Source organism: Streptacidiphilus sp. PAMC 29251, from assembly GCF_054208735.2.
In genome coordinates, this window is record NZ_CM135725.2 from 3,460,003 (window position 1) to 3,472,390 (window position 12,388).

Consider the following 12,388-nt stretch of genomic DNA (forward strand, 5'->3'; position numbering starts at 1 on the left):
TCCTAGTCGAAGCCGCTGCCGAGCAGCACCGCGGTCTGCCCGCCCTGGACCTTGGCCAGCGCCTCCGCCTCACGCTTGAAGCGACGGCGGAACTGGTCGTCCTCGGCGTACTCGGGCCGGATCACCTTGACCGCGGCCAGGCCGCCCCGCCCGGGGTCGCGGTCGGTGTCGCGCGCGAGGTAGATCCGGCCCATGCCGCCGCTGCCGAGCAGGGCCACGATCGCGAACGGGCCGACCCGCCGGGGGTCGGCGCCGCGCAGCGGGGCGGCTCCGAGCCGGTCGAGGCCCAGGTTGGCGAAGACCCTCGGGTCGGACAGGGGCTGGCTGTGCTCTGGCATCAGGCGTCCCGGCTTCCACGCACGACAGCGGTTGGCAGCGGGAGGCTACCGCACCTCTGTGCACGGCGCCGTTCATGCTGGTGGGGCCCGTCGTTCGACGGGCCCCACCCATGCTGCTGACGCTGCGGTGCTACTGACGGCGCCGGCGCTACTTCTTCTTGTCGGCCGGGGCGTCGGCGTCGGTGGACAGCGCGGCGATGAAGGCCTCCTGCGGGACCTCCACCCGGCCGACCATCTTCATCCGCTTCTTGCCCTCCTTCTGCTTCTCCAGCAGCTTCCGCTTCCTGGAGATGTCACCGCCGTAGCACTTCGCGAGGACGTCCTTGCGGATCGCGCGGACGGTCTCGCGGGCGATCACCCGGGAGCCGATGGCGGCCTGGATCGGCACCTCGAACTGCTGGCGCGGGATCAGCTTCTGCAGCTTCCCGGCCATCATCACGCCGTAGTTGTAGGCCTTGTCCTTGTGCACCACGGCGGAGAAGGCGTCCACCGCGTCACCGTGCAGCAGGATGTCGACCTTCACCAGGTCGGCCGCCTGCTCGCCGATCGGCTCGTAGTCGAAGGAGCCGTAGCCGCGGGTCTTGGACTTCAGGATGTCGAAGAAGTCGAAGACGATCTCGGCGAGGGGAAGGGTGTAGCGGAGCTCCACCCGGTCCTCGGAGAGGTAGTCCATGCCCTGCAGGTTGCCGCGGCGGTTCTGGCAGAGCTCCATGATCGCGCCGACGAACTCGTTGGGCGCGAGGATGGTGCCGCGCACGATCGGCTCGTTGACCTCGGTGATCTTGCCGCCGGGGAACTCGCTGGGGTTGGTGACGGTGATCTCGCTGCCGTCCTCCAGCACCACCCGGTAGACCACGTTGGGGGCGGTGGAGATCAGGTCGAGGTTGAACTCGCGCTCCAGGCGCTCCCGGATGATCTCCAGGTGCAGCAGCCCGAGGAAGCCGCAGCGGTAGCCGAAGCCCAGCGCCACCGAGGTCTCCGGCTCGTAGACCAGCGCGGCGTCGTTGAGGCGCAGCTTGTCCAGCGCGTCGCGGAGCAGCGGGTAGTCGGAGCCGTCCAGCGGGTAGAGGCCGGAGAAGACCATCGGCCGCGGTTCCTTGTAGCCGCCCAGCGCCTCGGTCGCGCCCTTGTGCATCGAGGTGATGGTGTCACCGACCTTGGACTGCCGGACGTCCTTCACCCCGGTGATGATGTAGCCGACCTCGCCGACCCCCAGGCCGTCCGCGACCTTGGGCTCCGGCGAGATGACGCCGATCTCCAGCAGCTCGTGGGTGGCGCCGGTGGACATCATCTGGATGCGCTCGCGCTTGGTGAGCTCGCCGTCGACGACCCGGACGTAGGTGACCACGCCGCGGTAGGTGTCGTACACCGAGTCGAAGATCATCGCGCGGGCCGGGGCGTCCTTGACGCCGACCGGGGCGGGGACCTTCTTGACCACCTCGTCCAGGATCGCCTCGACGCCCAGGCCGCTCTTGGCGCTGCAGAGCAGCACGTCGGCGGGGTCGCAGCCGATGATCCGGGCGAGCTCCTCGGAGTACTTCTCCGGCTGGGCGGCCGGCAGGTCGATCTTGTTGAGCACCGGGATGATGGTGAGGTCGTTCTCCAGCGCCAGGTAGAGGTTGGCGAGGGTCTGCGCCTCGATCCCCTGCGCCGCGTCCACGATCAGCAGGGTGCCCTCGCAGGCCGCCAGCGAGCGGGAGACCTCATAGGTGAAGTCCACGTGACCGGGGGTGTCGATCATGTTCAGGATGTGAGTGGTGCCCTGCTGGTCGCCGCTGAGCGGGGCCCAGGGCAGCCGGACCGCCTGCGACTTGATGGTGATGCCGCGCTCGCGCTCGATGTCCATGCGGTCGAGGTACTGGGCGCGCATCTGCCTCGGGTCGACCACGCCGGTGATCTGCAGCATCCGGTCAGCGAGCGTGGACTTGCCGTGGTCGATGTGGGCGATGATACAGAAGTTGCGGATCAGCGCCGGGTCGGTGCGGCTGGGCTGCGGAACGTGGACGGGGATGGCGGGCACTCAGGGTCCAATGGTGTCGAGTGGCTGGAGCAGGCTCCTTCCGCGCGGCGTCCGCGCGACAGCGCGACTCGGGAAGGTACGCCTATCGTCCCACGACCGGGGACCTCGCCGCTCAGGCGCTTCCGGACGCCTTGACGGGGGCCCGGCCCCGCACCGCGAGGGCCCAGCCGATCAGCGGGGCCTGCAGCGGCAGCCGCCCGAACGCGATGGCGCGCTTCAGCCTGGGGGCGTTCCGCCAGTCGTAGGCCATCTGCACATTCGCCGGGTAGACGGCCGTGAGCAGACCGGCCGCGGCCAGGGCGCCGACCCGTCGGGTCGGCGGCAGCGCGACGGCGGCGGCGATGACCAGCTCCACGGCGCCGCTGGCCTTGGTCCAGGTCCGCGGGCTACCCGGGAGCAGCTTGGGGACGATCGCGTCGTACGGCCCCGGCACGGCGAAGTGCAGCGCGCCGGAGCCGGCCAGCAGACCGGCCAGGAGCAGGGCGGAACGGTTACCGGAGACCTTGGCTTGCAGGCGGCTGACAGCAGGGATCATGCGGCCCACCCTCGCACAATTCAATGGCACAGCGGGAGGGGAACGGGCAAGGATCACCGGTCATGGTCCTTGAATCCGCCGTGCTCGACATCCTCCCCGGCCCCGGCAGCCGGGAGGCCTTCCTGGCCGCCTTCCGGCAGGCCCGCCCGCTGATCGCCGCCCAGCCCGGCTTCCTCGCCCTGCGGCTGCTGCCCTGCCTGGACCCGGGGCGGGAGTCGCGGTTCCTGCTCCAGGTGGAGTGGCAGCGCATCGAGGACCACACCGAGGGTTTCCGCCGCTCCCCCGAGTACCAGCGGTGGCGCGCCCTGCTGCACCCCTTCTACGACCCGTTCCCGCTCGTGGAGCACTACGGGGAGCCGGTTCCCGGGCTGGGGTGAGCGGTTCCCGGGCTGGGGTGAGCGGTTCCCGGGCTGGGGTGAGCGGTTCCCGGCCTGGGGTGACCGGTTTGGGATAGCCGTAGGGCCGCTGGTAGTCTGGGCCATCGTGTCTGCGATGCCCCATGCCCTCGGGCCGGTGGCGCAGCAGGCACACCTTCCGTTTCAACCAATCAGACTGAGGCTCTTTCGTGGCGAACATCAAGTCCCAGATCAAGCGCATCAAGACCAACGAGAAGGCTCGGCAGCGCAACAAGTCTGTCAAGTCCTCGCTGAAGACCGCCGTCCGCAAGGCCCGTGAGGCCGTGGAGGCGGGCGACTTCGAGAAGGCCATCGTGCTGACCCGCGAGGCCAACAAGAAGCTCGACAAGGCCGCCAGCAAGGGCGTCATCCACAAGAACCAGGCTGCCAACAAGAAGTCTGCTCTTAGCGCCAAGGTTGCCGGCCACCAGGCCTGATCTGCCTGCTGTCCAACCTCCGCGCAGACTTCGTCCGGCCCTCTATCCAGACGCTGCGCGGAACCCTCGCACCGCACGCGGCCTGCGTTCGCCACGCCTACCGTTCTCCGACGGTAGATCCTAGGCCGCTGTGGTGCTCTCAGGAATGAGCCTCAAGGGAATCCCCCCGACCGGAGTCCGGTCAGGGGGATTCTTGGCGTTTCAGCAGTCAGGCGCAGTGCGGGAGGGGCGGGAGGCGGCGGGCGTCGACGGCCCACTCGTTCAGCGGCGCCGCCTTGGCGCCCCCGGGGAGTGAGCCGACCTCGATGGAATCGCCGTCGACGTTGGCTACGCCGTACTCCTCGGTGACCTGGGTGCGGGCGCCGGAGCGCAGATCGACGACGAAGGTGGCGACGCTGTCGGTGTACGTGAGCAGGTCGCCGGCCAGTCCGAGCCACTGGACCTCCTCGCCGCCGGAGACACGTTCCACCGGGCTCTTCCAGCCGGGCTGCCATTCGTAGATCCCGGAGTAGTCGGCCGCCAGCCACAGCCACCGCTTGCCGTCCCCGACCACCTCACCGGTCCCCCGCACGGCGGCCACCTGGGGCGGAAGCTTCGCCGGTGCGCCGGTGCGGGCGACGACCGCCCTGAGCTGCGTCGGCGCGTCCGGGGCCGGAGCCTCCTGCCACACCAGCAGCGAGCCGACGAAGAAGCTCCGGTAGGCGTGCGAGGTCCGCACGATGCGGTCCTTCCGCGTCACCAGGTTGTAGACGTGGACCTGCTTGCGCCCGTCGCGCAACGGCTGGATCCAGGTGGCCAGCCCCTTGCTGACCTGCGGGACGACAAACGGTCCTGCCGGCATCTGGGCGTCCTGCTGCTGTCCGATCAGCCTCGGTCCGGCGGTGTGCTGGGTGTCGTAGGAGTAGAGCTTCCAACGGCCCTCACCGTCCGCGTCGGTCTCCACCAGGTACACCAGGAAGCGGCCGTCGAAGTGCGCCAGGGCGAACCCGGCCGCGGACTGCGCGGCGGCCGGGTAGGACGCGATCACCCGGTAGCTCGTCGAGCCCCGCCGGACGGCGACCAGCCGCTGCCGCTTGCCGTCCGTCAGGACCGCGAACCGGCTCCAGGGCCCAGTGGACGTGGCCAGGGTGACGGTGCGCTCACCGGGGAACTTGGCCAGCGCCCCCTTGGCGATCGCCTGCTTCCAGGCGGGCGGTGTGGCGACCAGGCACGCGGTGGTCGCGTGTGTGACGGTCGCGGGCGCGGTGGTCGTCGCGGTCACCGTCTGCGTGATCGTCGCCATCGCCGTGGTTCCGGCGCCGGGCTGCTGCTGCGAGTAGGCGGCGGGCGCGAGCCCGCAGACGGCCGCCAGGACCACACCGCTCACCAGCAGCCGTCGATTCACCATTGCATCCATGTGTGTCTTCCCATCCCCGTTGGGCACTGCCGTGGTCTTTTTGACACCTGGTCAGACGTCGGCGGCGGCGCAACTGCTGCACGGATCCGAGGATTTCTCGAATCCGGGCGGGGGGCGAGGGGTCAGCGCTGGGAGCGGGCGGCGCGGGAGACCGCGACGATGCACTGCTCCAGGGCGTAGGCGGGGTCGCCGGAGCCGCCCTTGACGGCGGCGTCGGCGTCGGCGATGGCGCGGAGGGCGGTGGCGACGCCGTCGCCGGTCCAGCCGCGGAGCTGCTGGCGCACCCGGTCGATCTTCCACGGGGGCATGCCCAGCTCACGGGCCAGGTCCCCGGGGCGCATCCCGCGGTCGGCGGTGGCGACCCGGCCGATGGCGCGGACGCCGGAGGCCAGCGCGAAGACGATGCCGGTGGGCTTCTCCCCCACCGCCAGGGCCCAGCGGAGCTGGCCCAGGGCCTCGGCGGTGCGGCCGGTCACCGCCAGGTCGGCGACCTGGAAGCCGGAGGACTCGGCGCGGCCGGTGTAGTAGCGGGCGACGACGGTCTCGTCGATGGTGCCCTCGGTGTCGGCGGCGAGCTGGCTGCAGGCCGAGGCCAGTTCGCGCAGATCGCTGCCGACCGAGTCGAGCAGGGCCTTGCAGGCGTCCTCGGTCGCGGAGCGGCCGGTGGCCCGGAACTCGGAGCGGACGAATGACAGCTTCTCGGCGGGCTTGGTCAGCTTGGGGCAGACGACCTCGCGGGCGCCTGCCTTCTTCGCCGCGTCCAGCAGGCCCTTGCCCTTGGCTCCGCCCGCGTGCACCAGGACCAGCATCACCTCGGGAGCCGGGTCGTCCAGGTACGCCTTGATCTCCTTGACGGTGTCGGCGGCGAGGTCCTGGGCGGCGCGGATCACGATGACCTTGCGCTCGGAGAACAGCGAGGGGCTGGTCAGCTCGCTGAGCATGCCCGGCTGCAGCATGCCGGGCTGCAGGTCGCGCAGATCGGCGTCCGGGTCGGTCTGCCGGGCCGCGGTGGTGGTCTGCGCCACGGCGCGGTCCAGCAGCAGCTCCTCCTGGCCGACGACGACGGTCAGCGGGGCGAGCAGGTCTTCGGTCGGGTTCTTAGCCATCGCGGTCAGCCTATCGGCCGGGGCCGACAGCCCGGGCCGGGTCCGGCCCGGCTCGGGCCGTCCAGGCTTGGGCCGTCCGGGCTTGGGCCGTCGAGGCTCGGGCCATAGCGGCTCGGGCCGTCCAGGCTCAGTCTGCTGCGGGGTGGCCCTCGAGCCAGCCGTCGTGGTCGGCGGCGAGTGCGTCGAGGACGGCGGGGGTGAGCGGCGGCGGAAGCGAAGGCTGGAGCACGACCAGCCACTGGGCGTCCTCGGCGTCGTCCTCACCGGCCAGCGCCTCGCGGTGCAGCTCGGCCTCGGGAAGCGCGGGATGCTCCGCGGCGAGCTGCTCGGCGACGGCCTCGGCGGCATCGCGGTCGGGAAGGACCAGAACGTAGGGGTCATCGGAAGTACGCACCTCGGCATTATCGGGGACGGGTGGCGACGGAGACCCTGCCGGCCTCGTCGAGCACGGCGAGGTCGCCCTGCTGGTCGGTGCGCAGCACGGTGCTGCCGACCGAGCGGAGCAGGCGGACGGTGGAGGGCGCGGGATGCCCGTAGTTGTTGTCGACACCGCAGGAAATGAGCGCGAGCCGGGGGCGAGGGCACGGATCAGGCCGGCATCCTGGTTCGCCGATCCGTGGTGGCACGGCTTCACTTAAGGGCATCAAGAGCCTATGCTAAATGCCATGGGGACAAAGCGAGTTGGGATCTACTGCCGGATCAGCAACGACAAGGAAGGAGCGGGGCTTGGCGTGAAGCGCCAGGAAGCAGACTGCCGCCTCATGGCCGCCGCTCTCGGCTGGACTGTGATCGGTGTCTACGTCGACAACGACGTCTCAGCGGCCGATCGGCGGAAGATCCGTCATGAGTACCAGCGCTTGTTGAGCGACATCGAAAACGGGCGCATCGACGCCGTTATCTCCTGGCATACCGACCGGCTGCACCGCCAGCCTCGGGAGCTCGAAGACTTCATCGACCTGGTCGAGGATATGAAGATCGAGATCAACACAGTCAAGGCAGGCATCCTGGACATCACGAGTCCCTCAGGACGAATGATCGCTCGCGTACACGCAGCCATCGCGAAGCACGAGGTCGAGCACAAGCGAGAGAGAGTTCTGAGCAAGGTGGAAGAACTGGCCCGACAGGGAAAGATCCACAATGGCGGCCACCGGCCGTTCGGCTACACGCGGATCTACGAGGGCGAGGGCCCCCGGCGGAAGGTCATACGCGATGAGGTGAATCCGGAAGAGGCGAAGATTATTCGCGAGTGTGCACGACGCGCGCTAGAGGGCGAGTCACTGTCGACCATTGTCCAGAGCCTCCACGCCCGCGACATATTGACCTCCACCGGCCGCCCCTGGACCCTCCAGGCCATGCGCGCGATGCTCAGGTCAGGACGGATAGCCGGACTTAAAGAGCACAAGCGACAGGTCATCGGGAAGGCCGTGTGGCCCGGGATCGTTCCGCAAGACCAGCATGATCAACTTCGCGCCCTCCTAGATCACCCCACGCGCTTTAGCGGAGGCCTGCGCGGAGTGCGCAAGCACCCTTTGAGCGGCCTTGTGCGGTGCACATGCTCACCCCACCACCCGGCCATGAAAATCCGCACCAGGACCGACACCAAGCGACTGGCCTACGCCTGCCCGGCCAGGGCAGATGGCGGATGCCAAAGTCGAACTATTGATCACGACCATCTCATGAACCACATGAAGGCACTCATCCTTGCCCATGTGGAAAAAATGGAGGCAGCGGAGGAGGAGGACACAGACGACCCAAGCGCCGAACTGGAAGCCAAGATCGCAAACTGGGAATTCCGGATGGGGGAACTCACCGAAGCGTTTGCCGACGGCGACCGGAACGCGCGCGAGTATCGCGATGCCACCGAGGCACTGCGCAGCCGAATCGACGGAGCCCGTTTTGAGATAGCTAAGCATGGCGTGAGGCAACGCGTTGAGGTGACATCAGCCGAGATGCGCGAAGCATGGGACGACTGGCCCCTAGAGCGGAAGCGGACCATCCTAGTCGGTCTCTTCCAAGAAATCCTCATTCACCCCGCGACCCGCCCGTACAGCGTTTTCAATCCTGCCCGCATCGAAACGGTCCCCCGATAGTCGCCGAGAACTCGCCAAGCTCTCCAGGTCGCGTTTGGCCCGCCTTAGGATCAAAACCTGGCGCGATGTCAGTTCGGATGCTCGCGCCAGCTCTCGCGCCACCCACTCTTCTGTCGTCATTACCTCCGCAGCCCCTTGCCGCTCACCATCCGGCGCGTTGGGGCCTTCCAGGCGACGCGACCGCGTTTGCGTCCGATCATGACCGGTCGTCATACGGTCACCCCCTGCCGTCTTGGTTGGTGAGGGCTTCCTTGGCGATTTCCCGGTTTTGGGTGATGGTGTCGGCGATGCCGGCTGCGAGTGCTGCTTCGCCGGGGGTGTAACCGCGTCCGGCGTAGCGCCAGGCCGACTCCGTGACCACCTCAGCCTCAGACAGAGGCGGTCCTGTGCGGTGGGCGGATCGGACGGCGCGCAGGGTTCCGTAGGTCGTCGAGTAGGCGCGGGATTTGGTCAGGCAGTGGCCCCGGTAGCCGAGCATGTGTGCCCAGGCCCGCAGGTGCAGCGGTTCCAGTTCCGGCAGTGCCCCCAGCCGCCAACTGGTCCCGATCAGGGCCCGGACGTGTCCGCTGACCGGAAGGTAGGGGATGTAGGCGGCGGAGGGGATCGGGTAGTCGACTGCTCCGGCTGTCTCTGCGCTCTTGGTGACGTACTTGGCCACGTACCCGGCCACCGCGTCATCGGACAGTGTCTGGCCCGCGTCGCCGAAGGCGCGGATGGGACGGACGTTGAGTTGCTCGCCCCAGGAGAGCCGGTGGGAGCCGTAGGCGTCGCTGTCCGGTGCGTCCACCCACACCAGGCCCGCAGCGGCCCGGACGCAGCCCTCCAGCATCTCCGCACCGGCCCATGGGGGCGGAGGTGTGCCGGGCCCTTCGGGGCCGTCCAGGCGGACCACGGCGTGGAAGTGGATCGCGCCGCGTCGCTGGTATTCGGCGACTTTGGCGAAGGACACCCGCAGGTGGTCCCCGAGCCGTGCGCGGGGGATGCCCAGCGTGGTGGCCAGGGTGCGGCGCACGGCGGTGGTGAAGCGGTCCCAGAGCCGTCCGGCGTGCGCGTGCCACAGCACGTGTGCGGTGTAGTCGTAGCAGCAGGCGCACAGCGGCGAACCGACTATGGCGTCGTCTGCGGTGTGGACCAGGTGGCAGCCGAGGCGGGCCCCGTGCTCGCAGTGGCCGCGCCGACGCCGACAGGCACCGTCGCCCGTGCGGTGGACCGGTCCGAACGAGGGCGCGGTCAGGGTCAGGAACAGGCGCGGGTGGCCGGCCACGGTGTCCGGGATGCCCTTGCCGCCGACCAGGCCCGAGCGCACCAGGTGGAACGTGTCGCCCTGATACAGGTACGAGCAGGAGGGGCAGCGCGAGGCACGCCGGTTGCCGCAGCGCACCGCCAGACGCTCCCCGGGCTCTCCGGCTGTCGAGTAGGCCGACAGGACTTCCCCCGTGGCCGGGTCCACGGTGCGGGTCCAGCCGTTGAGGTAGATCGGGTTGGCGCAGCCGCCGACGTCATGAATCTGCTCCAACCACCGTGCCAGCAATGGCTGTTGGGCAACGCGGATGATGTCGCGGTCCACCTCGGACAGCGAGCGCAGCACCGCATCACGGGCCAGCAGCTCCCGACGCGCGGCCGGATCGGTGAGCGAAGGCACGGGCGAGCTTTCCAATAGACCTCGGTCGTCAGTCGTCATGATGAATCCCCATGCCTTGAGGATGCGCCCGCTTGACCCGAGGAGCAAGGGGATTCATGCTGACCTCTGACGACTGACGACAGTCGCACCATGAGTGACCAGCGAAGACCTGTTCGAATTTCTGTTCGAACTTAGTCGCGGGCGGCGCGACGAACCGGCGTATAAGGGGTGCAGACGTGGCGATCATCAAGACCGAAGCCCTGTACAAGCAGGTCGCGAACGAGATGCGGGCTGCGATCACCAGCGGCGCATGGGCCCCGGGCAGCCAGATCCCCCCGGAGGACCAGCTGTCTGCCCTCTACGAGGTATCCCGTCCCACGGTGCGCCAAGCCGTCGCCTCCCTGCGGACCGAAGGCCTGTTGGACGTCCACCAGGGCAGGGGCAGCTTCGTACGCGCCCACCAGGGCGACAGCACCGTGCCCATGGAGCAGGCGATCACCCGCACCGGGGCCCGCTACACCACCGGGGACGGGCACTGGCACCAGGCCGAGCCGCCGACCACCGTCCACCAGCGCATCGACCCCCAGACCGCCGCACAGCTCGCCATGGCCCAGGCCGAGGGCGAGGCCGCGTTCACAGTGGACTCCCTGATGGCCCATCAGCCCAGCGGCACCCGCGCCCTGCACCGCATGATCCTCCCGCTGGAGACGATCACCGGCACACCCCTGGCCAAGAACCCAGCCGTCACCCCCGCGAAGGCCTACGCGATCCTGGCCACCGCCCACGGCAACCTCGAATGGCGCGAGACCGTCACCGCCCGCATGCCCCACCCGGACGAACGCACCACCCTGCACCTGGCCGAAGCAGTCCCCCTGCTGATCTCCCACCGCCTCACCCGCACCCAGGCCGACCACCGCCCGCTCATCCTGGAGACCACCACCCTCGGAGCAGGCAGCGCCCAGTTCGCGTACACCGTCCACGCCACCGGCCCGAGCAGCACCAGGCCCCGCACCCGGCAGCCCTGACCCCGGGGGCAGCACGCCCGGACCATCACCACGGGGACCGTGTGGCGGAACTTCTCTGTACTTACTCAAGGGCGGCGCTCGCGCGCCGCCGCGCGGCCCTTACCGCGCCGCCCTTGCGCATGCGGCCTTCGGCCGTTCGCGGGCGCGCGGACGGGCCGCGCGTCGACGCGCACACTGCCACGAGCAGCACGGGAACCCGCACCCGACCCGAACACTCCCGGGCAGCAGTTCAGGGGCGGGCCCAGGTCAGGGCAGTGCCTCCGGCGGGGGCGCAACCGGCACCGGGACCAGGGCCCGCACGCGGGTCACGGTCACCAGATGGCTGGGGTGGGCTGCCGTCCCGTCCACCGCCGTCCCAGGCAGAGCCGAGCACTCTTGCCCCCGGGTGTCCAGGTCGTACGTCCAGCAGGGCGCTCCACCTGGACACCCGGGGGCAAGAGCGCTCCACGGTGTGTGGGACGACGGCGAACGGGACGGCAGCAGGCAGGAGCGTGGTTCCTGCGGAGCACCACACCCCCGCCGGCTTCGGAGCAGCCCACCACACCACCGCAGACCAGAACCCCTAGGCAGCGCCGCGTTCACCCTCGGCCGAGCCGGGCGGAGCCTGCCGGTTCACCTGGCCCAGCAGCCGGGCAAGGCGACGCACCGCCAGCGGCGAGCCGACCACCCGCACCGTCCCCCGGCCGTCCTCCAGCATGCCCCCCGTCGCCTCGACCTCCCACAGCTCGAACCCGCACTGCGCCAAGGCGTAGTTCAACCGACCAGCAGCAGCACGCCCCGACCACCACCCCGACGCGCAGTCCTCCCCCGGCGCAGGCCCCCAGCAGTCCGCATCCCAGGCCTCAAACTGGCCCTCCCACTGCTCCGCGTCCTCATCCCGCATCGACCTACCAGCCCCTTCCAGGCACTTGACGACAAGTCATGTTGCTAATAGGAAGCGGGATGCCCACGAACATGCGTGCGCACCCGAGTACCATCGGCACCGGGTGCGAACCCACCGGACCACCTCCTCCCGTCAAAGTCGGGGGTGGTCCGGCACCATCATTCAGTTGTTGAACTGGTCAGCTCCCGATCCCGGACGGGGTGCCGGGACCGGGAACCAGTCCCGTACGAGGCGATGACCAGACCGCCCCGCACGGGAGCTTGGTACGGGCAGGCCCAACCGGGCGTTGAACCCGGCCACCTCAAAGACCTGCCCCGCCGCTACCACCGCTTCGAGGCCAGTGGCAGCAACCCGCCCGCAGTCCAGGCCCACCGGATCGGCGAAAACGGCCCAACCTGAACCACAGCGGGAGTCTTCAGCGGATCAACCGCCCCTCACCCGCGCGCACCGGATGCCAGGTGTGCACGAAACGCACCACCCCGGCCACCGTCGCCAAACGCGAATGCGCCACCCGCACAAAGCCCCGGCAGTACCCGCACCGG

The 12,388-nt window shown here is 69.4% G+C and carries 13 protein-coding genes; 4 read left to right on the forward strand and 9 right to left on the reverse strand.

The features are described 5' to 3' along the window. Positions 1 to 2: 2 nt before the first annotated feature. From ACXKR8_RS16210 to ACXKR8_RS16220, 3 genes are all read right to left on the reverse strand, one after another. Positions 3 to 338: a protein kinase family protein gene (locus ACXKR8_RS16210; protein ID WP_458273618.1), complete on the reverse strand. Its 336-nt coding sequence runs from the start codon at positions 336 to 338 to the stop codon at positions 3 to 5. Positions 339 to 486: 148 nt separating this feature from the next. Next, entirely contained in the window at positions 487 to 2,358 is a 1,872-nt protein-coding gene (gene lepA / locus ACXKR8_RS16215; protein WP_458273619.1) for a translation elongation factor 4, read from the reverse strand. A 112-nt stretch (positions 2,359 to 2,470) separates the two neighbouring features. Beyond that, on the reverse strand, positions 2,471 to 2,893 hold the full coding sequence (locus tag ACXKR8_RS16220) for a DoxX family protein (RefSeq protein WP_458273620.1): 423 nt from the start codon (positions 2,891 to 2,893) through the stop codon (positions 2,471 to 2,473). A gap of 62 nt (positions 2,894 to 2,955) precedes the next feature. On the opposite strand from ACXKR8_RS16220, the gene ACXKR8_RS16225 reads away from it, so the two are divergent. Both ACXKR8_RS16225 and rpsT read left to right on the forward strand, forming a co-directional pair. Next, entirely contained in the window at positions 2,956 to 3,270 is a 315-nt protein-coding gene (locus ACXKR8_RS16225; RefSeq protein WP_458273621.1) for an antibiotic biosynthesis monooxygenase family protein, read from the forward strand. A 188-nt stretch (positions 3,271 to 3,458) separates the two neighbouring features. Beyond that, the gene (gene rpsT / locus ACXKR8_RS16230) at positions 3,459 to 3,725 is read left to right on the forward strand and encodes a 30S ribosomal protein S20 (RefSeq protein ID WP_458273622.1); all 267 of its coding nucleotides are present in this window, start codon (positions 3,459 to 3,461) and stop codon (positions 3,723 to 3,725) included. A 208-nt stretch (positions 3,726 to 3,933) separates the two neighbouring features. On the opposite strand, the gene ACXKR8_RS16235 is transcribed toward rpsT, so the two are convergent. From ACXKR8_RS16235 to ACXKR8_RS16250, 4 genes are all read right to left on the reverse strand, one after another. Next, on the reverse strand, positions 3,934 to 5,121 hold the full coding sequence (locus tag ACXKR8_RS16235) for a hypothetical protein (protein ID WP_458273623.1): 1,188 nt from the start codon (positions 5,119 to 5,121) through the stop codon (positions 3,934 to 3,936). A 122-nt stretch (positions 5,122 to 5,243) separates the two neighbouring features. Then, positions 5,244 to 6,227 carry a DNA polymerase III subunit delta gene (gene holA, locus ACXKR8_RS16240; protein ID WP_458273624.1) on the reverse strand — a complete coding sequence of 328 codons (984 nt, stop codon included), beginning with the start codon at positions 6,225 to 6,227 and terminating at the stop codon, positions 5,244 to 5,246. A gap of 127 nt (positions 6,228 to 6,354) precedes the next feature. After that, positions 6,355 to 6,621, reverse strand: a complete 267-nt coding sequence (locus ACXKR8_RS16245) for a hypothetical protein (protein WP_458273625.1) — start codon at positions 6,619 to 6,621, stop codon at positions 6,355 to 6,357. A gap of 7 nt (positions 6,622 to 6,628) precedes the next feature. Beyond that, positions 6,629 to 6,853, reverse strand: coding sequence for a hypothetical protein (locus ACXKR8_RS16250; RefSeq protein ID WP_462100536.1), 225 nt, complete (start codon positions 6,851 to 6,853; stop codon positions 6,629 to 6,631). A gap of 39 nt (positions 6,854 to 6,892) precedes the next feature. On the opposite strand from ACXKR8_RS16250, the gene ACXKR8_RS16255 reads away from it, so the two are divergent. Next, positions 6,893 to 8,317, forward strand: a complete 1,425-nt coding sequence (locus ACXKR8_RS16255) for a recombinase family protein (RefSeq protein ID WP_458273627.1) — start codon at positions 6,893 to 6,895, stop codon at positions 8,315 to 8,317. A 217-nt stretch (positions 8,318 to 8,534) separates the two neighbouring features. Here ACXKR8_RS16255 and ACXKR8_RS16260 read toward each other — a convergent pair whose 3' ends face one another. Then, complete coding sequence (locus ACXKR8_RS16260) at positions 8,535 to 9,959, reverse strand: replication initiator (protein WP_458273628.1); 1,425 nt, start codon at positions 9,957 to 9,959, stop codon at positions 8,535 to 8,537. 215 nt (positions 9,960 to 10,174) lie between these two features. Here ACXKR8_RS16260 and ACXKR8_RS16265 point away from each other — a divergent pair, with 215 nt between their 5' ends. Then, positions 10,175 to 10,963 carry a GntR family transcriptional regulator gene (locus ACXKR8_RS16265; RefSeq protein ID WP_458273629.1) on the forward strand — a complete coding sequence of 263 codons (789 nt, stop codon included), beginning with the start codon at positions 10,175 to 10,177 and terminating at the stop codon, positions 10,961 to 10,963. A 562-nt stretch (positions 10,964 to 11,525) separates the two neighbouring features. On the opposite strand, the gene ACXKR8_RS16270 is transcribed toward ACXKR8_RS16265, so the two are convergent. Next, a complete protein-coding gene (locus ACXKR8_RS16270; protein ID WP_462100537.1) occupies positions 11,526 to 11,846 on the reverse strand; it encodes a hypothetical protein in 321 nt (106 codons plus the stop codon). Positions 11,847 to 12,388 lie beyond the last annotated feature (542 nt).